Here is a 23,652-nt window from a genome sequence, read left to right as displayed (position 1 = left end):
GCAGTCATCAACCATCATGAACCTGCGTATGATCTCCTGTTACGGTAAAACCGATCCACTCGGCAATATTTGTTGCATGGTCTCCCATTCTTTCAAGATATTTTGCTATGAATATGAAGTAAGTGCACTGCCTGGTTGTTTCAGGGGTACTTTCCATTATCCCGATGAGCTCTTCAACTATATCTTCAAAATACTTGTCCACAATGTCATCGTGCTTCAAGACCTCCTTTGCCTTGCTGATGTCCTTGTCTATCCAGCAGTCTATTACATTGTTTATCATTATCTTTACTTCTTCCGCCATCTTGGGAATTCTTATGAGAGGCTTGACATAAGTTTCATCAGCCAATTTTATGGTATACTTGGATATGTCAGAACAATGGTCCGCTATCCTTTCAAGATCCGTTATTATCTTAAGGACTCCTACAATATCCCTCAAGTCTGAAGCCATTGGCTGCTGTCCGGCTATAATTGCCAGACATTTTCTTTCTATCTTAAGCTCCATTTCATCAATTTCATCGTCTCGTTCAATAACGGCATTGGCCATCTTTACGTCATGTGTCTTCAATGCCTTTATTGTATCATCCATTGATTTTTCAACCAATGTCTGCATCTCTATAAGATCCTGATGCAGACTTCTCAATTTTTCTTCAAATGCTACTCGTCTTGCCATATGCTTCTCCTCCTGGATTATCCAAATCGACCAGTTATGTAATCTTCAGTTTTCTGGTTTTTTGGATTGCTGAAAATATTTTCTGTATTGTCAAACTCAATCAACTCTCCCATAAGGAAAAAGGCTGTCTTGTCAGATATTCTTGCGGCCTGCTGCATGTTGTGGGTCACCATGATTATTGTGTAATCCTCTTTAAGCTTAACCGCCAGGTCTTCAATCTTAAGTGTGGCAATGGGATCCAGTGCGGAAGTAGGCTCGTCCATGAGCAGCACTTCCGGTTCAACTGCCAATGCCCTTGCAATGCAGATTCTCTGCTGCTGTCCACCGGATACGCTCAATGCACTCTTGTTCAACCTGTCCTTCACTTCATCCCATATTGCTGCGTTCTTCAAACTCTTTTCAACAAGCTCGTCCAGAATGGATTTTTTCTTGATTCCATGGGCTCTAGGTCCGTAGGCTACATTGTCGTAAATGCTCATGGGAAAGGGATTTGGCTTCTGGAAAACCATTCCCACCCTTGACCTAAGCTTTATGATATCAATATCTCCATAAATATCCTGTTCATCAAGTTCTATCTTTCCTTCAACTCTTACACCGTCTATTTCATCATTCATTCTGTTAAGGGTTCTGATGAATGTGGATTTTCCACATCCCGACGGTCCTATGAGAGCAGTAATCTCATTTTTTTCCATTTCTATATTTATTTTCTTAAGAGCCTGAAAATCCCCGTAATACAGGTCCAGATCCTTAACTGAAAATTTTGTATTCTTATTCATATTTTACCTCATAAATTTTTTTAAATAAAGGGTTTATTTTTTATTCCGATTTATTGAAAACAAGTGTTATCATCTTTGACAAAGCATTCAAAATCAATATCATGATTATTACAACAGTACCTATTGCACATGCCATTTCTATATCCCCTGCTTCCTTGGCAACAGTATAGGCCTTTACCGTCAATGTTGCTCCCGAATTAAATACCGTCTTCGGAATATGGGCAACAGTTCCTGCAGTCAGCAAAAGTGCAGCCGATTCTCCCACTATCCTTCCTATACTCAAGATAACAGCAACGATTATTCCGCTTATTGCATTGGGGAGAACAACCTTTCTTATTGTCTGAAGCTTTGTGGCGCCAAGGCCCAGAGAACCTTCCCTGTATGAATCCGGCACTGCCTTGAGGGATTCTTCAGTCTGTCTGATTATAACAGGAAGAAGAATTATACTCAAAGTCAGCGCTCCCGACAATATGGAATAATCAAATTTCAAAAGTGTTACAAAGAAAATCATTCCAAAAAGACCGTAGATTATTGACGGTATCCCTGCAAGACTTTCAGTGGCAAATCTGATTATCTTCACCAACCTTCCCTGCTTTGCATATTCAGTAAGGTATATTGCACCGAATATCCCTATTGGACAGGCTACAAGAAGAGAAATGAGAATTATCTCAAGAGTGGTTACAAGCATGGGTAATATACCTTCGCCGGGTCGGGTAACCTTAACCGTCATAATATCTTCTTCCATTCCGTTTATGATTGAATTGACTTCGGAAGGAGAATAATTCTCAAGATTTTCAGACCCGACCTTTTTTATAAAATCGCCTACCTTGACAGGATACTTTTCCCCTCCCTTGACAATGGCAAAACGGGCCGGAGAACCATCATCTATGGATTTGACAACATAGTATTGATTTCCTTCGTATTCCTCAAGTTCAAGGTTTATTCCAAGCTTATTGCCGTCGGTGGAATAATCCTCCATGGTCTTTACGCTGACATACTGCGTTTTGGAATCAAAATCGGATGTTAAAAAGTCCAAATCTATCAATTTAAATCCGTTAAGGAAGACAAAACCTATTATCCATAGCAACAGTCCTACAGTTACTGCAGAAGACAATCCTATTATTCCATACATTAATTTATCCTTAATTGCTCTGCTCATGATTATTCACCTTCTCTTGTTGTTATCCTGTTCATTATGAGGTTCAATATTATGATGAACACAAACAACACCACTCCTGTTGAAAACAGCATTTCCTGATGCAGTCCGAATGCATATCCCATTTCCATCGCTATATTCGTAGTCAACGGCCTTATGGGGTCCCATATGCTTGTAGGTATTCCTGCTATGGGATTACCTGCAACCAGCATGACAGCCATTGTTTCACCTATGGCTCTTCCTATGCCAAGCACCACTCCTGCCATTATTCCAGATTTTGCAGCAGGTATCACTACCCCGAATATGGTCTGTATCTTTGAAGCTCCAAGTCCCAGTGAACCTTCCTTGTAAGACTTCGGCACTGTGTTTATGGCACTTTCGGATATTGTTATAACAGTAGGAAGTATCATTACTGCAAGAACCATAATTACAGCCAGGAGTGACTGCCCCTTGTTCTGCGGAGATATGACCATTAACTTAGGCACTATGACTCCAAGACCAAACACTCCATAAATCACCGACGGTATTCCTGCCAGCAGCTCCACTGCAGGCTTTACAACCATTTTAAGGGGCTTTGGCGCTATTTCAGAAATAAAAACTGCAGTCAAGAGACCTATGGGCAGTCCAATGATTATTGCTCCTCCCGTGGCCAGCAAGGACCCTATTATCATATAAAATATTCCGTATATCGCCTTGGATACATCATCATTTGGACGCCATTCAACACCTGTTAAAAAATCCACCAAAGAATATGTTCCTTCATGGTTGGCCGCAAAGAAAGGCTGCAAACCCTTATAAAACACAAATAATGCGATAGCGGTTACGCTAATAACCGCCACGCATGCATTTAAAAGAAACATCTTTTCTATTATATATTCCATGAAATCCCTTTTCTTGTTGGCTTTCATTTTTGGATCTTTTGGTCTGTCTGTTGAATCGGTGCGCCACTTGTTAAATCCAGATTTAATATTTGTCATCTCCATTTCACACCTCATCAATTACTTAACTACTTAGCCTTGATGGCCCCTTTTTCTTCTACGATATCTTGTCCTTCAGGACTCATTGCAAAATCCACAAAAGCCTGAGATGCTTCAGTCATGTTTTCTTCCATCCACACCATCATGAAAGGTCTTGATACTCCATATTCCTTAGACACTACATTCTCAACTGTTGGAGCAACTCCGTCAACCAGTAGAGGCTTAACGGTTTCATTGATATAAGTGAATGATACATATCCTATGGCAAGAGGGTTTCCTGCAACTGTAGTCTGTACATTTCCGTTTCCTTCAGCTATAAGAGCACCTTCTTTAAGCGCGTCTTCAAAATCCACGATTTCTTCGAAAGCTCCTCTAGTACCTGAACCGTCTTCTCTAGATACAACTACTATTTCAGCGTCGGCTCCGCCAACCTGGCTCCAGTTTGTAATTTCACCTATGTAGATCGCCTTCACCTGGTCCATTGTAAGTCCTTCAACTCCATTGTCAGGGTGAGCTATTACGGCAATTCCGTCGTATGCAAGTTCGATCTCAGTAAGACCCCATTCCTTTTCTTCAGTCTTAAGGTTTCTTGATGCAGTTCCAATAATAGTTGTACCGTCTTTAGCATTCTTCACTCCACCTGAAGATCCTATTCCCTGATAAGTTACTTCAACTCCGCTGTTAAGAGCCATGAACTCTTCCGCAAGTGCAACTCCTACTTTTTCAACTGAAGTTGATCCGGAGATTGTTACAGTACCTGTCAACTCTGCTGGTGCATCCGGTTCCGATGATGCCGCTTCTGTTTCAGCTGGTGCCTCTGCTGGTTCTTCAGCTTTCTGTGTACATCCTACAATTGATACCGCCATTACAAGTGCCAATACAAGCACTAGCATTTTCTTGAACTTTTTCATCTTTTTCCTCCTAGTTTTAAGCAAAAGTAATAGCTGAGTTTATTTATGAAACAAATATATCGCAATGCATCAATGAGATGTTGTTTGTTTAATAAATAAATACGAAACTAACTTTTGATTAAAACCTCCTTCCTTAGTTTTTAGAATATGTTTTGCTTACTGGAATAATTTAACATTCCTATGTAAAGAACATATATGTCAAATGTAAAGATTATGTAAAATAGCAATTTTAATACGGCGCACGCTCTGTAATTCCAACGTTTTATTAAAAATAATTTCCATTTATTTTTATCTTTTTAAGGTTTTTTTACTTATTTCCATACATCTTTTTTTAAAAATTTCAAATTACAAGTCAATGTAAATTCCATGTAAAATCCCCTTGAAAGCATGAAACCAAGGCTTCAAGGGATAATGCACATTTTAACTTTCCCAAGCTAAACCAGAAGCTTCATATATTTATATATAAAGGCATCTCATGTACAATCAACATTCAAAGTACATGAAAATCTTCAAATCACACTGAAAGTCATCAACAAAAAGAGCTGTGGATATCATATATATCGAAATCCACAGCTCCTTGTTCCTTCAATTTAATCCTGGTAATCCTGCAATAATCTACCATCCATTATTCTACTACTTCATGTCCATATTCCTTCAAGGCATTTACCGCCTCTTTCACCTTCTCTTCCTTGACCATGATATAGTCCGTATCATAGGTGGATACTGCAAATATGCTCACTCCGGCTTCCTTCATAATGCAGCTCAGGTTTGCAAGTATCCCCACAAGGGAAAAGTCAAGGGGGCCTTCAACCTTGAATATTCTCCATTCCTTTTCACATTCCGCATCCTCTCCGAAATCCTCAAGATCAACATTTTCCTGAAGGCAAACGAGGGAGAGTTCATCGTCGGTTCTGGTGATGGAAAAGAAATCACCTCTATAGGCCCACTCCGGAATCCTTTCATTCCTGTTCAGCCTGCAAACAGCATATTTATCCCTTAAAAGCGAAATTTTCAAATTCATTATATTCCTCCAGCATTATTCTGACATGATTTAACATAGTCTACAATTCCCGACAGGTTTTCCCTCTTTGTAAAGTCAACAGGATGATCGTATGCTGCAAGCATTCCCTTCTCATCGGGAGTCAGCTCCTTCTTCCTCTTCAAGTTGAACTTCATGAGCTTCATGAGAATCCTGTCAACGAATGTTAACCTGTCGAAATCGAAACCTCCCCTGAAGTAGTAGAACCTCATCCTGTATCTTTCCTTCTCGCTGAAGTTCTTTTCAAGGACTTCCTTCTTTATTTCCTCCCGCGGTGGAGATGCACCGCAGGCGAAAACTATGATTTCCTTGTCCCTGAATCTCTTCATGGCCTCCTTCATTGATTTCACTCCGTTGATTCCGACGGCATACAGACCTCCTCCGAAAATGAGGGTATCGTAGCGCTCCAGTTCATCATAGTCAATATCAGTACCATTGAACAGGTCCGCCTTCAATGAATCACTCAGCCAGAATGCATAGTTTTTGACATAACCTGATTTGGACCAATAAATTACAGCTGTTTTCATTTCTCTACCTCAACATTTCTTTGATTTCCCCAATATCCTCTATGAATTCCTCGACTGCTTCAACAGGTGTTGCCCATGAGGTTACAATCCTTATTGATGAAGAATCTTCCCCTTCCTTGCTCCATACATAAAACAGATATTTCTCGCTCAGCTTCTCTATAAGCTCATTTGGAAGAATGGGGAATATCTGATTTGACGAAGGAGTTCCAATGAACCCGTAACCAAGATCTGCAATTGCATCACTTATCCTGAAAGCCATGTCATTGGCATGGGATGCATTTTCTTCAAAGAGTCCATCCCTGAAAAGTTCAAGGAATTGAACTCCAATTATCCTGCCCTTTGCAAGCAAGGCTCCCTTCTGCTTGAGACTGTATCTGAAACATTTCTTCAAGTCGTCATTGGAAATCACTATTGCCTCACCCAGGAGAGCACCATTCTTCGTGCCTCCTATGTAAAAGACATCTGTATATTTTTCCATATCTGAAAACTCAAGGTCGGATTCCCTGGATTCAAGAGCCGAGCCCAGACGTGCTCCATCCATGAAAAGGTAAAGTCCATTTTCACGACAATATTCATAGAGGGCTGCGAGCTCATCTTTTTTGTATACCGTGCCCACCTCGGTGGAATTTGATATGTATACCATTCCCGGTTTCACCATATGCTCGTCAGTATGCTCGTCAAGGACCAACTTCACCATATCGGGTGTCAGCTTTCCATCTGCAGAATCCACTGCATTTATTCTGTGTCCCGTAGCCTCAATTGCACCGGCCTCGTGTGTGTTAATATGTCCCGTATTTGCAGCGATTACGGATTCATAAGGCCTCAGTATGGAAGATATCACTATCAGGTTTGCCTGAGTTCCACCTGAAATATAATGAATGTCCACGTCGTCATTGCCAAGCTTTCCCTTTATAAGCCTTGATGCCTCCATGCAGTAATCGTCTTCACCGTAACCGTCCTGCTGCATCATGTTTGTCTCAGCAAGGGTCTTAAGTATCCTTTCATGCGCTCCCTCGCTATAGTCGTTTCTGAAACTGTGTCTTATTGTCATTTTATACCTTCCTGTTTTTATTATTTCTTCCTGGATAAATATGCTGCATTACTACTTTTTCAGGTCAGCCTGGACTCCGTCAACAGCCCTTAGCAGATCTCCAGTTCCTATCTCTATCTGCATACCTATCTTTCCTCCGCTGACTATGATTTTTTCAAGTTCGCTTGACGAAATATCCAGGAAAGTCTTGAATCTTTTCTTCATACCGACAGGTGAACATCCTCCTCTTATGTATCCAGTCAGTTTCTGGATATCCTTAACATGGATCATCTCCACCTTCTTCTCTCCGACAGTTTTGGCAGCCTTCTTCAGGTCAAGTTCCTCTGCTACGGGAATTATGAATACATAGTGCTCCCTTGAAGCGCCCTGTGTAACCAGTGTCTTGTAGACAGTCTTCTCATCTCTTCCTATCTTCTGTGCTACTGAAATGCCGTCAATTTTGCCGTCCTTCGAATCATATGTCATAACTTCAAAATTCATTTTTTCCTTTTCAAGTATCCTTACTGCGTTGGTCTTGCTTAACTTTTTCATGTCCACCTCTGTATTATGCTGAATTTATTTAATCCCTTTTCTTATCCATTCTTCTGCTCTCTCAAGTTCTCCATCCTTCAAGGGTCCTTCCGAGTCGGATACATAGAAACCCTCCGGGGGTATAACCAGAGTTGCACCCTTTCCTGCAAGCGCCTTTCCCATCGGTTCGGCGGCATAACCGAAAACATTGACAAGAGCATTGAGTATCTTCGAATTCACATCCTTCGTGTTCATCCTGGTGTCAAAGGCTGCAGCCTTCACACCCAGCAGTGCATCCTTTGGCATCCTTTTTATGAAGTCCATTATAGCCTTTGTAGCCTTGAATGCCCTTGTAGGAGACCCAATGACAATGAACTCCATATTTTCAAGATCACGCTTTTCTACATTGTGGATCTTCACAAGCTTCACCTCATGGTCTTCCTTCAACGCTTCGTGAATATGTATGGCAACCTTTTCAGTATTGCCAAAATATGAATCGTAGACAATCAATCCTTTCATAATTACCTCCATCACCCATGTCATTCATCATTTCAGCCCACTAAAAAACCTATCTTTATTATACAACTTTTGCCCTTTCCCAACAAACAATACTTGCATATATTCACTTTCCACAACAACAATATATTGCGCCACAACTTTTTTGTGTACATCCATGGATTTAAAAATAAATATATAAAATTTTTATTTAACATTGACAACCAAATCAAGATAGTCTATAATTCTCATTATACCCCCTAGGGGTATTACAAAACTGGAGGTTATTCACAATATGTCGAATTTTTACATCAAAACTAATAGGATTTTTACATCTTGGAGAAAATACGCCTGGATTTTCACGCTAACCGTAGCTTTCGGGGGACTATGGTATCCAATGCTAGGCTTAATGGTTATCCCCGTAATGCTTGGACTTACATCAGTATCATTGTTCAAAGGCAGATACTGGTGCGGAAACATCTGTCCCCACGGCAGCATGTTCGATTCGCTGCTTTATCCCATAACTGCAAACAGGAAGATTCCAAAATTCTTCAAGTCGAAAATACTTGGAATCGGATTCTTCATATTCTTTTTCTACAGATTCATAGGAAAATTGATTATGGTTTCCACAAAATGGGGTACCATGGTATTCTGGGAAAAGCTGGGATTCATATTCGTAGCCAGCTATCTGATGGTAACCGTAGTAGGTGGAGTAGTGAGCCTTCTCTTCAGTTCCAGGACCTGGTGCAACTTCTGTCCAATGGGAACGATTCAGAAGTTTTCATACAAGCTGGGTAAAACACTGGGACTGGCAAAGAATACAGATGCAAAGATAACGGCTTCAAGAACGGAGATGTGCCACTCATGTGGAAAATGCTCAAGGGTATGTCCCATGCAGCTCACTCCATATGACCAGTTCTCTGAGGAAAACCAGTTCGATTCGGAAAACTGCATAAGATGTTCAACATGTGTTGAAAACTGCCCTGCAGGAATATTGACACTAAGCAAGCTGGACGAAGCAAGGGAAATAAAGGAAAACACCAGCCTTAGAGGCTACGATACAAGAAAGCCTTTCATGTCCACAATCAAAGAAATAAACAGGATCAACGACCTTACCAACGAATATGTTTTCCAATTCGAGGATGACGGTATTGTTTACGAACCGGGTCAGTTCATACTGGTGAAGATCCAGGACAATCCTGAAATGTACAGGGCTTATTCCATAGCAGGATTTGATTCCGACAAGAAGACCGTCACCATAGGAATCAAGAAAATGGACAAGGGATACGGTACGGGAATCATATTTGACTCCTTCAAGGAAGGGGACGAAGTGAAGCTTCAGGGGCCAATGGGTCACGAGCTTATCGTAGACAAAACTGCCAAGGAAGTGGTGTTTGTTGCAGGCGGCATAGGAATCACACCTTTCAGGGCCATGGTCAAAGATCTGGTGGAGAACGGCTCCGACATAGAGAAGTTCACCCTTGTATACGGTGCCAACAAGGAAAATGAGTTCATGTTCGATGATGAATTCAACAAATTTGCAGAGGAAAGCGAAAAGTTTGAATATGTCAAGGTAGTGGCATTCGACGAGAAATACAAGGGACACAAGGGATTTGTAACAGACGTCCTCAAAAACATGGACCTTGTGGACAACAAGATTTACATGTGCGGACCTCCACCGATGACCAAGGCTGCAGAAAAGCTTCTTATGGACATGAACATTCCATCAGTTGACATACAATACGAAAGTGCTTAATAAAATTCAGATAGATCAAGAGATGCAGGAGATTTCCTGCATCCTTTTGCTGTTCATTCATTGCCAAATGATCCGTCCAGAACCAGCCGTCCCCGATTATTGTAATATCCAAGGAAATCCTATATAATATAAAGCTGAAAGAACGCAATATGAAAACAATCGATAAAGCGAGGAAATATATGGGTAAAAAACTGGTTCTTGCGGAAAAACCATCTGTAGGCAAGGAAATAGCAAAGGTACTTGGCTGCAGAGAAAACAGAAACGGATACATGGAGGGCAAGTCTTATCTGGTAACCTGGGCATTGGGTCATCTTGTTACACTTGCCGACCCTGATGCATACAACAAGAAATACGCTCAATGGCACATGGAAGACCTGCCGATTATTCCCGACAGGATGAAACTCGTAGTCATAAAGAAGTCGGGAAAGCAGTTCAACACTGTAAAATCCCTCATGGAAAGAAATGATGTGGATGAAATAATCATAGCGACTGACGCAGGAAGGGAAGGAGAACTTGTCGCAAGATGGATACTTGAAAAGACACCTGTCAAAAAGACCGTCAAAAGGTTATGGATCTCTTCAGTAACAAAAAAGGCAATAACTGAAGGTTTCAACAAGCTGAAGCCCGGAAAGGACTATCAGAACCTTTATTCCGCTGCAGTTGCCAGAGCCGAAAGCGACTGGATAGTTGGAATAAATGCTACAAGGGCGCTGACAACCAAGTACAATGCCCAGCTTAGCTGCGGACGCGTACAAACTCCTACGGTAGCAATAATTGCACAGAGGGAAAAGGAAATACGGGAGTTCCAGCCTCAGAAATACTATGGAATGAAGGCGGAGGCTTCAAACCTTGACTTCATATGGAAAGACGAGAAGTCAAATAATTCAAATACATTCAAGGAAGAAACAATCGACAGTATCTTAAACAGGATCAAGAACAAGGACGGCAAGGTCATATCAGTGGACTCAAAGATGAAAAAGAAATATTCGCCTCCCCTTTATGACCTGACTGAACTCCAAAGGGACGGCTACAGCAAGTATGGATATTCTGCAAAGAAGACACTTTCAATCATGCAGTCACTGTACGAACACCACAAGCTTCTTACCTACCCGAGGACGGATTCAAGATACCTTACGGACGACATGGTGGATACTCTTCCGGATGTTCTCAAGGCAATAAGTCTTGACAAATACAGGCAAACCGCCTTCGGCATACTCAAGAAGCCTGTCAAGAAGTCAAAGTCCTTTGTGGACAACAGCAAGGTTTCAGACCACCATGCAATCATACCGACGGAAGAATCCATGATGAGAGGCTCACTAAGCTACGACGAAAACAATATATACGAACTTGTAGTCAAAAGATTTTTGTCCGTACTTCTTCCACCGTATGAATACGAAGAAAAAACTGTTAAAATGGAAATAGGTGGAGAAATTTTCACGACAACGGGTATAAAGGTAATAAGCATGGGATGGAAATCACTTTCCCCGGAAGATTCCATGGATAAGATGGTGCCTGATTTCAAGAACGGAGACAGTCTGAAAATCAAAAAAGTTGTAAAGACTACCGGCGAAACGTCTCCTCCTCCTTATTTCAACGAGGGAACCCTCCTGTCCGCCATGGAAAATCCCGTCAAATACATGTCCACTTCTGACAAGGACCTTAAAAAGATAATCGGAGAAACAGGCGGTCTAGGTACTGTTGCAACAAGAGCCGACATAATCGACAAGCTCTTCAACACACAGCTCATTGAAGAAAAGGGTAAAAGCATCAGGGTTACAAACAAAGGCAAACAGCTTCTCTCTCTAGTTCCTGACGACCTGAAATCTCCCCTTCTGACGGCAGACTGGGAAAAAAAGCTCGACCTGATATCAAAGGGGAAACTGGACAAAAATGCTTTCATCATGGAAATGAAGGGCTATACCAGGGACCTGGTAAAGGATATAAAAGGCAGTACCGAAAAGTTCAAATACGACAATCTGTCAACTACAAAATGTCCCGAATGCGGCAAGCTAATGCTTGAAGTGAAAACAAAGCACGGCAAAAGCCTTGTATGCCAGGACAGAAACTGCGGCCACAGGATCAACATTTCAAGAACGACCAATGCCAGATGTCCAAACTGCCACAAAAAACTTGACCTTGTAGGCAAAGACGACAACCAGAAATTTGTTTGTCCCAACTGCGGCTACAGGGAAACACTGGCTTCATTTGAGAAAAAAAAGAAAAACCAGAGTTCAAAAGGCGGAAAAAGGGACTTCCAGAACTACAAGAAGAAGGCTGAAAAGGCTGCAAAGGAAGCTGAAATGGCAGACAACCCATTTGCAGCTCTGGCAAAGCTCAACTTGAACAAAAACAAAAATGACAATAAAAAGTAAAAGTCATTTTGCCTTGAACATGCAACTGCAGTGGAAACGGTTCAAAACAATGGGAAGGTGAATTATATGATGGATTTCAATATTTCGCAAATACGAGAAATTACCGGAAGATACAGGGAGCACCATGTAACGGCCTTCAGTGCGCAGATGGCTTTCTTTGTATTTCTTTCAATATTCCCCTTGATTATGTTTATCCTTTCTCTTGCTTCAAGGTTCAATCTGAATATCGACCTGATGTTTGAAAATATCACATCAAGCCTGCCGGAGGATATAGGCATTTTCATAGTAAACTTCATTGACAACTATATAATCAACGACAGCTTGAGCCTGCTGTCCGTGTCAGGTCTTACTGCACTGTGGTCTGCTTCCAGAGGGGTAAATGCACTAATGAGGTCCTTCAATATGGCCTACGGCTACAAGGAAACAAGGAATTTCATCATATTGAAGCTGACAGGAATCTACTACACCCTCCTGCTCATAGCATCCATACTGATTACAATTGCCATGCCGGCACTGGGACTTGGTTTCTTTCACTTTATAAGCAGCTACCTTCCCATATCCGTAAGACTTATAGATACCTTGTATGCGCTGAGGTACCTTCTGTACCTCATGGTGTTCATCTTCTTCATACTGTCTGTGCACAAGGTACTTCCAGCCGGAAAGCTGAAATACAGGGATGTTTATTGCGGAGCTGTATTCTCCCTTATAGGATGGTATATCCTCTCAAGGTCCTTCAGTTTCTTTGTAAGCACCTTCACCAATTATGCCGCTGTATACGGAGGTCTTGCATCAATAGTGATCTTCATGATGTGGCTCTATTTCATGAGTACCGTACTAATGCTTGGAGCCGAAATGAATTCGGTGATAATGCAGTACAGGAAACCGCCGGAACAAGTAGAGTAATTTGGATACCCTTCGAATTGGCATAAAAAATCGCCTGAATCGGCGATTTTTTGTTTATATACACTTTTACACTATTGCTTCGTTTCGATTCTCTTCCAGGAACGCTGCGAAGTCGTCGAGGGTGACTCTTTCCCTGTCCCTGTGGTATCCCTGCATTCCAAGGTCTATTGCAGCTTCAACATTTTCAATCCTGTCGTCAATGAAAATTGTCTTTTCCCTGTCATAGCCCGTCTGCAGGAGAGCCGACTCATATATCCTGTGGTCAGGTTTCTCCATTCCCTCATAGGCTGAAATTACTACCTTCTGGAAATACTTTCTCAGATCCAGGTGGTCAAAGGCCCAGTCAAGGCTCGGCAATGCATTGGATATTACCGACATGTTGTATTTGCCGCTGAGCTCTTCAAGAATCCTCACTGTTTCAGGATACATCTCATAGTGGATTGTATCCACTGTAAGCATGAAAAGCTTCCTTCCGAGGGTCTTGTTGTCCCTGTCTATGTATTCAGATATTGCGTCAAACCTTCCCTTAAGCCATGCTTCCTCTTCATCCCATGTATAGAACCAGTCTATATCCATAAGATAGACCCTGTCAAACTCATTTCCTGCATCCACGGCTTCCTCCACGGAAGACTCCGCATATCCCATTGACAGAAGCAGCTTTCTCACTACATCGTCACGCTTGTTTCTGATGAAGAAAAGCACTCCTCCTGCATCAAAAAATATATTCTCAATTTTCATATGAATCTTCCTCGTCTATAATGCCTACTGCCTTTTTCACGATATCAAAGTCATAACCCTTGTAGAAAAGGAATCTGAATATCTTCTGGTCCCTTTCATGTTCGTCTACGAAGGTCATGGTCTTAAGCCTCTTCCTTGCAACAGACAATGCATTTTCAACAAAAACATTATCATCTATTACGGATATCACCCTGTCGATGGTTTCCATATCTATTCCCTTCCTGTAAAGCTTTGTCCTTATTTTCCTTCTTCCATCCTTGCTGAAACTCAGCTGGTCGTTAATGAAGGATTCGGTGTATTGTTCGTCATTGATGTACCTTTGCTCCTTCAAATAGCCAACAGCATACTCAATGATGTCCTTCTCGAAATCCAATACTCCAAGCTTTTCCCTGACTTCCTTTTCGGTCTTCTGGCTGGCTGTAAGAAACTTGAGTCCCTGGTTTACAGCCTTGTTTCTTTCTTCGCTAATAAGAACCTCCTCGACAAATTCTTCAGTTATTTCCATGTCTTTTTTTAGATTGTATTTCTCACATATGCTTATATTCAATCCAAAGGCATATTCGTTATCAATGTATATACTCATTCTATTCTTGTTCTTTTTTTGTTGTTCAATATTTGTAATTTTCATTATTTCTCCAATTATTGATGGTTTTGATCAATGGACCAGACCACCCTTATTTTAACATATTTGTGATAAGGTTTTCAAATGAATTTGTTTCGGGAATATGCTCCAAACACTTGCAATTTAGCGAAATTATGGTTTAATAGAAATATAATGATATTCAAAGGAGTAACTATGAGCAAGGTATATTTTATAGAAAACGACACAAAAGACTACAGCGAGCTTAGCGGGATAGCCGTCGAACTTTTGAAGAGTATTGAAGAGGATACGGACCACAAATATGAAAAAATAGTTCCCATCAAGGTTCACTTCGGAGAAAAGGGAAACAGGACATTTCTGCCTGAGGATTGCTACCTTGGTGTAATAAACCACCTTAAGGACAAGGGAGTAGAACCTTCATACATAGAATCAAATGTACTTTACAGGGGGGCAAGAACTACAACCTCCAGTCATCTAAAGCTTGCAAGGGAACATGGTTTCACTTCACTTCCGATAATCATTGCAGACGGTGAAACGGGAACTGAGTATGATGAAGTTGAAATCAACAAGGAATATTTTGATGTCTGTAAAATAGGCAAGGCTTACGGTAACTACAGCCAGTTCATAGTAATGAGCCACTTCAAGGGCCATGCCATGGCAGGCTTCGGAGGGGCTCTCAAGCAACTTTCAATGGGATTTGCGGCGAGAAGCGGAAAGATGGCTCAGCATTCAAGCGTTTCTCCTGTAATAAGCAAGAAAAAATGCATCTCATGCGGACTCTGTATTGAAAAATGCAATTTCGATGCAATAACCATGGATGGAACCGCCGTAATCGATGATGAAAAATGCACAGGCTGTGCAGGCTGCATAGCGGTCTGTCCGGAAGGAGCAATAAGAAACAGATGGGACAGCAAGTCCTTCCTTTACAACCTGGCGGAATACGCCTACGGAGCAGCCAAGGGCAAGGATAATATCTATATATCCTACCTGGTGAACCTTACCGTAGACTGTGACTGCATAGGAAAGCATCTTGATACTGTACACGGCAACATAGGAGTTATGGCAAGCAAGGACCCTGTTGCACTTGATGCTGCTTCACTTGACATCCTTCAAAGGGAATCGGGAAAGAACCATTTCGACAAGGGTAGAATCACACTTGAGCATGCAGAAAAAATTGGATTGGGTACAAGAGAATACGAACTGATAAAGCTGTAGGGGCAGGAAAAACCGAATATTAATTCGAAATATGCCAACAAAAACATTCTTTGTCATATTCTGAAATTTGAATTATTGTTCCATGTATGGTAAAATATAAGGAAATAAATATACTACATGGAGGGGTTCATATGAAGATTAGTTGCATACCCAGAGACACAACTGGAACAAGTACAGCAAAGAGACTAAGACAAAATGATTTTATCCCTGGAGTTATCTATGGCAGAGGCATTGAGCCGGAGAATATTTCAGTCAGCAAAAAAGAGATTGAAAGAATACTCAGGAAGTTTGGAGAGAATGCCATTCTCGACCTTACTTTAAGGGACAAATCCTATCATGCCATGGTTAAAGACGTTCACCATGATTATGTTAAAGACCAGCTTTTGCATATTGACTTCTACAAGGTCAGCAAAACTCAAAAAATCCACGTTTCCGTTCCAATTCACCTGGTGAATTCAGAACACATTCAAAAGGATGGAGCTCTGGTTCATCAACTTGATGAAGTTGAAATCGAATGTACTGCAGACAATATTCCTAAAAACATAGACCTTGATGTTTCAGAACTAAAGGTAGGACATGGAATAACAGTCGCAGAGCTTGTTGTGGACGATTCCATAACAATCCTATCCAATGCCGATGATACAATCGTTTCATTGTCACCTCATAGAACAGAGGCTGATGAAGAAGCCGAACTTGAAGCTGCAGAAGGCCAGGTAAGCGCCGAGCCTGTAGTTGTTGGAAGCGAAGAAGATACAGAAGAACAATAACCATTAATATTTGCGGATTTGCCCACGGGCAGATCCGTTTTTATGTTTGATGACAATATTTGTGATATAATAATTAATATGTCTTCATGACATACAAATATAGTTAAAATACAGGAGAAGCCTATGAAAATAACAATAAACACCTATCCCTTCCCCGATGAAGACTTGAGACAGCTGGAATTGGATTTCAAGAATGTGGATTTTTCCTTTGTAAGCAGCAAAAAAGACCTCTTGAATGAAATAGAAGACTCGGATGCAATAATAACCTTCTACCTGAAAAAATCTCAGATGGAGTCAGCATCCAAGCTCAAGTGGATTCAGGCTATTTCTGCAGGAGTTGACCATTTTCCCCTTGACTACATAAAATCCAGAAACATCAATCTTACAACAGGAAGAGGAATCCACAAGATTCACATGACTGAATATGCCCTTAGCATGATGATACTTGGCGCAAGAAGGCTGGACAAGATGATGCTGGATAAAAATAAAAGAAACTGGAATCATGATATACCCCAGAATGAAATATTCGGAAAAAAGCTGGGAATCATAGGGCTTGGTTCCATAGGTATGGAAATAGCAAAAAAAGCCTCCATACTTGGAATGGAAGTATATGGAGTGAAAAGCTTGGAAGATGAAGTGCCCGGAATTGAAAAGATCTATACGCTGAAGGATTTGAAGCAGCTGACATCAAAGTGTGACTATATCATTAACCTGCTTCCCCACACAGATGAAACCGACAAGGTAATTGATGAAGAAATTTTCAATTCAATGAAGAAGGAAAGCTGCATGATCAACATGGGAAGAGGCGGCACAGTGAACGAGGACCATCTGCACACGGCTCTTTCGGAGAAAAAATTCAGGCTCTATATTTCCGATGTTTTCGAAGAGGAGCCCCTGCCGGAAGAAAGCAAACTCTGGGATCTTGAAAACATCGTAATAACACCCCATATCTGCGGTCCAAGCACCAACTATATGAAGAAGGCATACCCAATAATAAAAGAAAATATAAGTCGTTATCTCAATAACAAAGAGTTGATGAACAGATATTCTTTCACAAAAGGCTACTAGAATACAAAAATTATAGTTCGTGTTTTCTTTTTCTTATGGGAATATTGTGATAAAATATATATACAAGAAAGCAACTATGCTGTGTTAAATGCCTAAGCAGATAAATGTGCAAGCAGATAAATGTGCAAGCAGATAAATGTGCAAGCATTTATCAAGAAGTCGTAGAAAGTTTCCATATAAGTGTAATACCAACGTTTCAAGGGATTACACATTTTAACTTTCCTAAGCTGAGACAAGGCAGCTAAGTCAAAGAAGGTGATTCTGTGAAGAAGAAAGAAAGGGCATCCAGGATTCTAACAGAACATATAAAGAAAATCCGAAGCGACATTAAGTCAAAACTTGACGAATGCAGGGAATCCATGTCTGTGGACTCAGTACATGACATAAGGGTTGATTTGAGAAAGCTCATGTCCATATCTGAGCTGACTCTCAATTTCAAAGACGTGGACCAGAAAAACAGAAAATTCCTTAGAAAAATGCAAAAACAGTTCAGCAGCACAAGGGACATTCACGTAGCAATGGATTATGTCAAAAGCAATTTTGACGAATCCGAAGCACTTGAATTCATTGGATACCTTGATACATTGAGAACAGAAAGAGAAAACCTTCTGAGGGACGGATTGATTGAATTCAATACACCAAAACTTATAAAAAGGATTGACCGGCTTGCTTCTGCAGCATCCTCCAGTGAATTCAAGAACAACTTCCCGTCTACACTAAGAACTAGGCTTGACGACTCCTTCCTGGAAGTTGTGAAAAACATTGAACTTATCGACAAGAACGATATTGCAACAATTCACAAGGTCAGGATTTCCCTGAAGCATTTCCGTTATCTTTTTGAAATCCACAGCTTGGTTTTCAAAGAAGAAAAAGAAAGGCTGACCAGCCTGAAAAGCCTCCAGGACTGGCTGGGTGAAATACAGGACCTTACAGTTCTGGAAAAGCTTCTTAAAGACTATAACAAAAAAACAGGAAATGACATCGAAGGAATGACTGCATTCATATATTCCAGAACCGATTTTCTTATTGAAAGCTTTTACAACAAAAGGTACGATGTGCTCTATTTATGGGAAATAAAAACCTGAGGATGTGTTCATATGGATAGAAAGGAACAAATCATAGAATATTTCAATTCACTTGACAGAAGCCTTTTCATGGATATCAACAAGGATCTGGCAGATGTGGATACGGCCCTGCCCATAGGGTATGGCCAGACAGTATCCCAGCCTTCCCTTGTTCTTGAAATGACTCTACTGCTGGATCTTAGGGAGGACTCCAAGGTGCTTGAAATCGGTACGGGAAGCGGATATCAAACTGCCTTCCTTTCAAAATTTTCAAAGACGGTTTTCACCATTGAAAGAATCCGGGAACTCTACGACAAGACGAAAATCCGACTCGAAAACATGGGATTTGACAATGTATATTTCAAACATGAAGACGGTACCATGGGCTGGAAAAAATTCGCTCCCTTTGACAGGATAATGGTCACTGCAGCAGCCAGATTCATACCTCCTTCCCTTCTGGAACAGCTTGCCCCCAATGGAATAATGGTCATTCCCGTTGGTGGATCCAACTACCAGGAGCTTCTTGTCGTAAAAAAAGATTCTGAAGGAAAGGTTTCCACTGAATGCAAGGGTTATGTGAAATTCGTGCCCCTTATAGGAAAATATGAATGAAAATTTATATTGACAACCCTTATCCAATTTATTATAATCAAAAATAATTAAATACACTTTTTCAGGTGCCGTTTATCGGAGAATAGGGAATCGGGTGTAATCCCCGAACGGGCCCGCCACTGTAATGAACAGTGACTGTCACACGCCACTTCACATTCCAATGTAGAGGGAAGGCGGCAGTCACGCAAGAAAGCAACCGCGTTGCGTTAACTGCGTAAGCAGTTATTAAGCCGCGAAAGAAAGTTTCCTTTAAAGCATAATACCAACGATTCAAGGGATTATGAACAGTCTAACTTTCTTGAGCTGAATGTCTAAGTCAGGAGACCTGCCTGGAGAATCAGAATATTCCTCTAAGCAAGGAATACATTCGTATGGACGATGGAAAGTTCACACTTTTATAAGTGTGGGCTTTTTTTATTTTCCTGGAGCCAGTCCGCAGATGATTCCATGTTACAGTTCCCTGTTCACTCGGTGCAACAAATCTGATTTTATAAGGATATTTAATGCACCTCGAATTCACGACCTCACTGTACCATGAAATCACCTGCTACAAGTTTTGACTAAAATATAAAAACTGATTCTACACTTGAAAACTGTGAACAAAAAATTTAACAAAAGGGAGAAAAAAATGGAACTATTGAAAAGAACCGTAGAAAGAATCGAAGGACTCAACGAGGATGTAATGAAGGAATGCAGGGACAGGGTGGACAACCTTATCAAGCCCCAGGGCAGTCTTGGAAAGCTGGAGGACCTTGCAGTCCAAATGTCGGGAATCACTGGAGAAATGTTCCCTGTTCTTGACAACAAGGCAATTATTGTTATGGCAGCTGACCATGGCGTATGCGATGAGGGAGTTGCTTCGGCACCTCAGGTCGTTACTGTTGTTCAGACATACAACATCCCCAAAGGGATAACAGGAGTAGGTGCCCTGGCTGCCGTTGCAGGCGCCGATCTGGTAACTGTGGATATAGGTGTACAGGAAGATCTCGAGTATGGTGATACAATAATAAACAAAAAAGTCAAATACGGTACGGACAATATGACCAAAGGACCTGCAATGACATATGAAGAGGCTGTGAAGGCTCTTGAAACAGGAATCGAGGTTGCCGAATCAGAAATCAAGAAGGGAAGAAAAATAATCGGTACTGGAGAAATGGGAATTGGAAACACCACTCCTTCGACTGCAATACTTTCCGTTCTAGGTGAAATTGCTCCGGAAGAAATAACGGGAATCGGTGCAAACCTTGATGCTTCAATGGTCGAAAACAAGGCAAATGTAATCAGAAGGGCAATAGCGCTGAACTGTCCTGATAAGAAAGATCCAATTGACGTCCTTGCAAAAGTTGGTGGTCTTGATATAGCTGGAATGGCTGGTACAATGCTTGGATGTGCGGCAAACAAGACTCCGTGCATAGTGGACGGTTACATTTCCACTATGGCGGCACTAATAGCCTGCGCCATTGAACCTAAGACAAAGAATTATCTCGTTACATCCCACTTTTCAAAGGAAAAGGGTGCAAAGACTGCAAGCGAACTACTTGGTCTCACTCCTATGCTTGACATGAACATGAGACTGGGAGAAGGAAGCGGTGCCGTTCTCGTATTTAATATAATCGATGCAGCCATAAACATGAACAAGGCAATGATCACATTCCAGGAAGGCGGAATAGGAGTGGTTTAATAGCCAGAAGTCAAGAAGACGGAAAACCTTTTGGCTTTCCGTCTCATTTTTAATCTTCTATCTAAGGTATATCATAAGGCTCCAAACTTTCTACTGCCTTAGGTTCCTCAGGTAATTGCCTGGTCGATAAAATCTCGATAAGGTTGTCATAGTAATAGACCCTTCCCTTACTGCTTTCATTATAGCTTACAATCTTGTCGTCCTCAAGGGTAACAAGATGCTTTCTTACAGTCTGATAGTTGAATCCTGTTTCCTGGGCTATCTGGTTTATGGTGAATACCGGATTCTTATAGATGCTCTTGTAGATGCTTCCTATATACTTGTTGAACATTATATTCTCAACCTTTTCATAGTCCTGAAAATACAGTCTTTCAAGCTCAAGTACAAATTCCATCAGCATCTTTGCCTGGGTCTCTATCATCTTCAGGAAGTACTTTATCCATGGTACCCAGTTCTTATTCTTTCTAATCTGCTCAAGATTCTCATAGTACAGACATCTGTTTCTTCCTATGGCTTCACTAATGAAGAGGTTTGGATTGTCCATGAGTCCAAGCTTGTTTACGAATATGGGAAAAAGTATCCTGCTCATTCTTCCATTTCCATCATCATAGGGATGGATTGATTCAAACTGATAGTGAAGTATTGCCATCTTCACAAGAAGATGATAATCTTCATTGGCCTCAAGATATTCAATAAAATTTTTCATCAAATCATCTATCTTTTCAGCAGAGGGAGGCATGAATCCCTCGGTTGGGTCGCATGCCTTGTTTATCACCTGGTTCGATTCGGTTCTGTAGCTTCCCTTCCTAAAAGGCTCTTCATATCCTTCAGTAAGATAATAGTGAATCCTGTTGAAAAGTCTTTCGTTAAAATCCAAACTACTGAACAGATCCTTTGATTTCGCCAAGGTATCCATATAGTTCTGGATTTCCTTCAGATACTCATGGTTCCTGTTCTTTTCTACGGAAAGCTCAAAATATTCCTTGACCGTAGCCTTGTTTTCCACAAGGTTCATGGAGTCGACGGCTTCCCTGGAATACAGGATATGAAGAAGAATATCCCTGTCCATTCTTAAATATTTTAGAACGGTCTTGTACTCCTTCACGGCTCCGTATGCTTCAACAAGCTCGTCAATATAGTCTTCAGCATTAATTTTTATGTTGGGTGGAAGAAGCTGCGGGGTGAAATTTTTCATTGTTCTAACCTGGCGGTTGTTATACGCCTATTACCTCTTTGACTCCCGGCACATCTTCAACAAGAGTACGCTCGATAATCATTTTTATAGTCATGAGTGCTCCCGGACATCCGCCGCAGGCACCCTGCATCTTAACCTTTACAACACCATCTTCAACTGATACGAATTCCACATCTCCACCGTCTCTCTGCAGAATCGGTCTAATTTTTTCCAGTGATTTTTTTATTTGCTCTTCCATTGTAATCTCCTTTAATCCTTTAAGATTGTTATTTTTTTAACCATTATAGTATAATCCCCTGAGACATTTAAGTCAACAGGAAAGATATTACTCCGGTCACTTCCCTACCATTATATTTTATTATATAATTATATACAAGGGAAACTGTAATATTAGATAATTTCTTCATAAATAGGGAGCTGATTAAATGAAAAACATATTCATGTGCGGTATGGACAGGACCTGCAAACTTATTCATATTATCATCATGGCACTTTTCATACCTGTATTTTTCTATGTTTTCTACAATAACTATTCATATATATACAGCAATACAACACTCATAATGTCTTTTTTATCGGGGTATATGATTCTGTTTCTTTTACGACACTCAACTTCATCAGTAAAAAAACTGCACTACATATCACCCTGGCTGGAAATGGCACTGGTATCCTCAGCTGTATACCTGGACAGGTCCGCTAATTCACTTGGCCTTTTCATGATACTTACAATAGACATAATAATCGACTATGATGAAAAATTCAGCATTCTGTATCTCATAGTCGGCTACATGGTATATTTCTGGCTTTACTACAACAAGACATTCATTTTCAACACCTCGGACCTTGTGATTATATTCATAATAGGAGCACTGCAATACACCCTTACAAACAGTGTCGGTTTTTTTCTTAAGAAATTCATGACTGTAAATGAAAAGCTTTTGAAAACCACTGCAGAACTGAATTCAAAAATTATTGAAGCAGAAGAGACCGCAGCAATAAAGGAAAGGAATAGAATTGCAGGCGAAATCCACGACAGGGTGGGACACGGTCTAACAACTGCAGTCATACAACTTGAAGCTGCAAAGATAGTCCAAAAATCAAATCCCGAAAAACTGGACGAACATCTTGACATGATTAAGGGACAGGTACGGGAAAGCCTTGATGAAATAAGAAAATCAGTCCATTCCGTCAACGACGACTCAATATACATCAATGTAAATGAAAATCTTGAAAAAAAATTTTCCTATATAAATGAACACACAGGTCTGATGCTCAGATGGGATATTCCAGAACTCGACAGCCTGAAACTGCCACTGAAAAGATTCATCTATCTTTCCCTCATGGAGCTCATCTCAAATGCCGTACGCCATGGCAGATGCAAAAAAATCGATATAGACCTGAAAAACGACAGGAACCTTATGCTATCTGTAACAAACGACGGTCATGTACCTGATGCCATAGACTGGGGATTCGGCCTCAACAATATCAGAGACGGACTTGAAGAATTCGGAGGGCATATGGAGATTTCAACATCAAGCAATCTTTTCAAGGTTGAAATTAATATCTAA

The 23,652-nt window shown here is 40.9% G+C and carries 24 protein-coding genes and 1 riboswitch; of the genes, 10 read left to right on the top strand and 14 right to left on the bottom strand.

Going from position 1 to position 23,652, the window contains the following annotated elements:
* Positions 1-7 precede the first annotated feature (7 nt).
* The 10 genes from phoU to BUB05_RS10795 all read right to left on the bottom strand — a co-directional run bounded on the left by phoU (position 8) and on the right by BUB05_RS10795 (position 8,136).
* Positions 8-670 (bottom strand): phosphate signaling complex protein PhoU, encoded by a 663-nt coding sequence (phoU, locus tag BUB05_RS10840; protein ID WP_073049632.1) that lies wholly within the window; start codon positions 668-670, stop codon positions 8-10.
* Positions 671-687: 17 nt separating this feature from the next.
* Entirely contained in the window at positions 688-1,446 is a 759-nt protein-coding gene (gene pstB / locus BUB05_RS10835; protein WP_073049631.1) for a phosphate ABC transporter ATP-binding protein PstB, read from the bottom strand.
* A 40-nt stretch (positions 1,447-1,486) separates the two neighbouring features.
* Positions 1,487-2,191 carry a phosphate ABC transporter permease PstA gene (pstA, locus tag BUB05_RS18970; protein ID WP_425430041.1) on the bottom strand — a complete coding sequence of 235 codons (705 nt, stop codon included), beginning with the start codon at positions 2,189-2,191 and terminating at the stop codon, positions 1,487-1,489.
* Between the two features lie 416 nt (positions 2,192-2,607).
* Complete coding sequence (gene pstC, locus BUB05_RS10825; RefSeq protein WP_073049654.1) at positions 2,608-3,510, bottom strand: phosphate ABC transporter permease subunit PstC; 903 nt, start codon at positions 3,508-3,510, stop codon at positions 2,608-2,610.
* Positions 3,511-3,608: 98 nt separating this feature from the next.
* Complete coding sequence (locus tag BUB05_RS10820) at positions 3,609-4,490, bottom strand: phosphate ABC transporter substrate-binding protein (protein WP_073049629.1); 882 nt, start codon at positions 4,488-4,490, stop codon at positions 3,609-3,611.
* Between the two features lie 625 nt (positions 4,491-5,115).
* Positions 5,116-5,511, bottom strand: coding sequence for an ACT domain-containing protein (locus BUB05_RS10815; RefSeq protein ID WP_073049628.1), 396 nt, complete (start codon positions 5,509-5,511; stop codon positions 5,116-5,118).
* The gene (locus BUB05_RS10810) at positions 5,511-6,056 is read right to left on the bottom strand and encodes a flavodoxin domain-containing protein (protein WP_073049627.1); all 546 of its coding nucleotides are present in this window, start codon (positions 6,054-6,056) and stop codon (positions 5,511-5,513) included. Before BUB05_RS10810 ends, BUB05_RS10815 begins: the two co-directional genes overlap by 1 nt.
* A gap of 4 nt (positions 6,057-6,060) precedes the next feature.
* Positions 6,061-7,107, bottom strand: coding sequence for a threonine aldolase family protein (locus tag BUB05_RS10805; RefSeq protein WP_073049626.1), 1,047 nt, complete (start codon positions 7,105-7,107; stop codon positions 6,061-6,063).
* A 51-nt stretch (positions 7,108-7,158) separates the two neighbouring features.
* A complete protein-coding gene (ybaK, locus tag BUB05_RS10800; RefSeq protein WP_073049625.1) occupies positions 7,159-7,638 on the bottom strand; it encodes a Cys-tRNA(Pro) deacylase in 480 nt (159 codons plus the stop codon).
* Positions 7,639-7,662: 24 nt separating this feature from the next.
* Positions 7,663-8,136: a flavodoxin family protein gene (locus BUB05_RS10795; RefSeq protein WP_073049624.1), complete on the bottom strand. Its 474-nt coding sequence runs from the start codon at positions 8,134-8,136 to the stop codon at positions 7,663-7,665.
* Between the two features lie 373 nt (positions 8,137-8,509).
* Here BUB05_RS10795 and BUB05_RS10790 point away from each other — a divergent pair, with 373 nt between their 5' ends.
* From BUB05_RS10790 to BUB05_RS10780, 3 genes are all read left to right on the top strand, one after another.
* Positions 8,510-9,868 (top strand): 4Fe-4S binding protein, encoded by a 1,359-nt coding sequence (locus BUB05_RS10790; RefSeq protein ID WP_245819858.1) that lies wholly within the window; start codon positions 8,510-8,512, stop codon positions 9,866-9,868.
* A gap of 179 nt (positions 9,869-10,047) precedes the next feature.
* Entirely contained in the window at positions 10,048-12,240 is a 2,193-nt protein-coding gene (locus tag BUB05_RS10785) for a DNA topoisomerase 3 (RefSeq protein WP_073049622.1), read from the top strand.
* Between the two features lie 66 nt (positions 12,241-12,306).
* The gene (locus BUB05_RS10780) at positions 12,307-13,143 is read left to right on the top strand and encodes a YihY/virulence factor BrkB family protein (protein ID WP_073049621.1); all 837 of its coding nucleotides are present in this window, start codon (positions 12,307-12,309) and stop codon (positions 13,141-13,143) included.
* Between the two features lie 66 nt (positions 13,144-13,209).
* Here the strand turns inward: BUB05_RS10780 and BUB05_RS10775 are convergent, their stop codons facing one another.
* Both BUB05_RS10775 and BUB05_RS10770 read right to left on the bottom strand, forming a co-directional pair.
* Positions 13,210-13,881, bottom strand: a complete 672-nt coding sequence (locus BUB05_RS10775) for an HAD family hydrolase (protein WP_073049620.1) — start codon at positions 13,879-13,881, stop codon at positions 13,210-13,212.
* A complete protein-coding gene (locus tag BUB05_RS10770) occupies positions 13,871-14,509 on the bottom strand; it encodes a RecX family transcriptional regulator (RefSeq protein WP_073049619.1) in 639 nt (212 codons plus the stop codon). The genes BUB05_RS10775 and BUB05_RS10770 overlap by 11 nt, the downstream gene beginning before the upstream one ends.
* A 168-nt stretch (positions 14,510-14,677) precedes the next feature.
* Here BUB05_RS10770 and BUB05_RS10765 point away from each other — a divergent pair, with 168 nt between their 5' ends.
* The 6 genes from BUB05_RS10765 (at position 14,678) to cobT (ending at position 20,889) form a co-directional block, all read left to right on the top strand.
* Positions 14,678-15,697 (top strand): DUF362 domain-containing protein, encoded by a 1,020-nt coding sequence (locus BUB05_RS10765; RefSeq protein ID WP_073049618.1) that lies wholly within the window; start codon positions 14,678-14,680, stop codon positions 15,695-15,697.
* A 131-nt stretch (positions 15,698-15,828) separates the two neighbouring features.
* Positions 15,829-16,464, top strand: a complete 636-nt coding sequence (locus tag BUB05_RS10760; protein ID WP_073049617.1) for a 50S ribosomal protein L25 — start codon at positions 15,829-15,831, stop codon at positions 16,462-16,464.
* A 123-nt stretch (positions 16,465-16,587) separates the two neighbouring features.
* Positions 16,588-17,532, top strand: a complete 945-nt coding sequence (locus BUB05_RS10755; protein WP_073049616.1) for a D-2-hydroxyacid dehydrogenase — start codon at positions 16,588-16,590, stop codon at positions 17,530-17,532.
* Positions 17,533-17,795: 263 nt separating this feature from the next.
* Positions 17,796-18,617 carry a CHAD domain-containing protein gene (locus tag BUB05_RS10750; protein ID WP_073049615.1) on the top strand — a complete coding sequence of 274 codons (822 nt, stop codon included), beginning with the start codon at positions 17,796-17,798 and terminating at the stop codon, positions 18,615-18,617.
* 12 nt (positions 18,618-18,629) lie between these two features.
* Entirely contained in the window at positions 18,630-19,208 is a 579-nt protein-coding gene (locus BUB05_RS10745) for a protein-L-isoaspartate(D-aspartate) O-methyltransferase (protein ID WP_073049614.1), read from the top strand.
* 46 nt (positions 19,209-19,254) lie between these two features.
* Positions 19,255-19,555, top strand: a riboswitch (cobalamin riboswitch).
* Positions 19,556-19,836: 281 nt separating this feature from the next.
* Complete coding sequence (cobT, locus tag BUB05_RS10740; protein WP_073049613.1) at positions 19,837-20,889, top strand: nicotinate-nucleotide--dimethylbenzimidazole phosphoribosyltransferase; 1,053 nt, start codon at positions 19,837-19,839, stop codon at positions 20,887-20,889.
* A gap of 61 nt (positions 20,890-20,950) precedes the next feature.
* Here cobT and BUB05_RS10735 read toward each other — a convergent pair whose 3' ends face one another.
* Positions 20,951-22,084, bottom strand: a complete 1,134-nt coding sequence (locus BUB05_RS10735; protein ID WP_073049612.1) for a Fic family protein — start codon at positions 22,082-22,084, stop codon at positions 20,951-20,953.
* A 19-nt stretch (positions 22,085-22,103) separates the two neighbouring features.
* Complete coding sequence (locus BUB05_RS10730) at positions 22,104-22,322, bottom strand: NifU family protein (RefSeq protein WP_073049611.1); 219 nt, start codon at positions 22,320-22,322, stop codon at positions 22,104-22,106.
* 187 nt (positions 22,323-22,509) lie between these two features.
* Here BUB05_RS10730 and BUB05_RS10725 point away from each other — a divergent pair, with 187 nt between their 5' ends.
* Positions 22,510-23,652 carry a sensor histidine kinase gene (locus BUB05_RS10725; protein WP_073049610.1) on the top strand — a complete coding sequence of 381 codons (1,143 nt, stop codon included), beginning with the start codon at positions 22,510-22,512 and terminating at the stop codon, positions 23,650-23,652.

The sequence above is a fragment of the Dethiosulfatibacter aminovorans DSM 17477 genome, assembly GCF_900142005.1.
Lineage (GTDB): Bacteria > Bacillota > Clostridia > Tissierellales > Dethiosulfatibacteraceae > Dethiosulfatibacter > Dethiosulfatibacter aminovorans.
The sequence above is the reverse complement of the archived record's forward strand: the minus strand, read 5'-3'. Positions and strand labels throughout refer to the sequence as shown.

What these genes read in the sequence shown, in the direction of transcription:
- phoU (WP_073049632.1), bottom strand. Translation starts at nt 670, where the DNA reads ATGGCAAGACGAGTAGCATTTGAAGAAAAATTGAGAAGTCTGCATCAG.
- pstB (WP_073049631.1), bottom strand. Translation starts at nt 1,446, where the DNA reads ATGAATAAGAATACAAAATTTTCAGTTAAGGATCTGGACCTGTATTAC.
- pstA (WP_425430041.1), bottom strand. Translation starts at nt 2,191, where the DNA reads ATGGAAGAAGATATTATGACGGTTAAGGTTACCCGACCCGGCGAAGGT.
- pstC (WP_073049654.1), bottom strand. Translation starts at nt 3,510, where the DNA reads ATGAAAGCCAACAAGAAAAGGGATTTCATGGAATATATAATAGAAAAG.
- BUB05_RS10820 (WP_073049629.1), bottom strand. Translation starts at nt 4,490, where the DNA reads ATGAAAAAGTTCAAGAAAATGCTAGTGCTTGTATTGGCACTTGTAATG.
- BUB05_RS10815 (WP_073049628.1), bottom strand. Translation starts at nt 5,511, where the DNA reads ATGAATTTGAAAATTTCGCTTTTAAGGGATAAATATGCTGTTTGCAGG.
- BUB05_RS10810 (WP_073049627.1), bottom strand. Translation starts at nt 6,056, where the DNA reads ATGAAAACAGCTGTAATTTATTGGTCCAAATCAGGTTATGTCAAAAAC.
- BUB05_RS10805 (WP_073049626.1), bottom strand. Translation starts at nt 7,107, where the DNA reads ATGACAATAAGACACAGTTTCAGAAACGACTATAGCGAGGGAGCGCAT.
- ybaK (WP_073049625.1), bottom strand. Translation starts at nt 7,638, where the DNA reads ATGAAAAAGTTAAGCAAGACCAACGCAGTAAGGATACTTGAAAAGGAA.
- BUB05_RS10795 (WP_073049624.1), bottom strand. Translation starts at nt 8,136, where the DNA reads ATGAAAGGATTGATTGTCTACGATTCATATTTTGGCAATACTGAAAAG.
- BUB05_RS10790 (WP_245819858.1), top strand. Translation starts at nt 8,510, where the DNA reads ATGCTAGGCTTAATGGTTATCCCCGTAATGCTTGGACTTACATCAGTA.
- BUB05_RS10785 (WP_073049622.1), top strand. Translation starts at nt 10,048, where the DNA reads ATGGGTAAAAAACTGGTTCTTGCGGAAAAACCATCTGTAGGCAAGGAA.
- BUB05_RS10780 (WP_073049621.1), top strand. Translation starts at nt 12,307, where the DNA reads ATGATGGATTTCAATATTTCGCAAATACGAGAAATTACCGGAAGATAC.
- BUB05_RS10775 (WP_073049620.1), bottom strand. Translation starts at nt 13,881, where the DNA reads ATGAAAATTGAGAATATATTTTTTGATGCAGGAGGAGTGCTTTTCTTC.
- BUB05_RS10770 (WP_073049619.1), bottom strand. Translation starts at nt 14,509, where the DNA reads ATGAAAATTACAAATATTGAACAACAAAAAAAGAACAAGAATAGAATG.
- BUB05_RS10765 (WP_073049618.1), top strand. Translation starts at nt 14,678, where the DNA reads ATGAGCAAGGTATATTTTATAGAAAACGACACAAAAGACTACAGCGAG.
- BUB05_RS10760 (WP_073049617.1), top strand. Translation starts at nt 15,829, where the DNA reads ATGAAGATTAGTTGCATACCCAGAGACACAACTGGAACAAGTACAGCA.
- BUB05_RS10755 (WP_073049616.1), top strand. Translation starts at nt 16,588, where the DNA reads ATGAAAATAACAATAAACACCTATCCCTTCCCCGATGAAGACTTGAGA.
- BUB05_RS10745 (WP_073049614.1), top strand. Translation starts at nt 18,630, where the DNA reads ATGGATAGAAAGGAACAAATCATAGAATATTTCAATTCACTTGACAGA.
- cobT (WP_073049613.1), top strand. Translation starts at nt 19,837, where the DNA reads ATGGAACTATTGAAAAGAACCGTAGAAAGAATCGAAGGACTCAACGAG.
- BUB05_RS10735 (WP_073049612.1), bottom strand. Translation starts at nt 22,084, where the DNA reads ATGAAAAATTTCACCCCGCAGCTTCTTCCACCCAACATAAAAATTAAT.
- BUB05_RS10730 (WP_073049611.1), bottom strand. Translation starts at nt 22,322, where the DNA reads ATGGAAGAGCAAATAAAAAAATCACTGGAAAAAATTAGACCGATTCTG.
- BUB05_RS10725 (WP_073049610.1), top strand. Translation starts at nt 22,510, where the DNA reads ATGAAAAACATATTCATGTGCGGTATGGACAGGACCTGCAAACTTATT.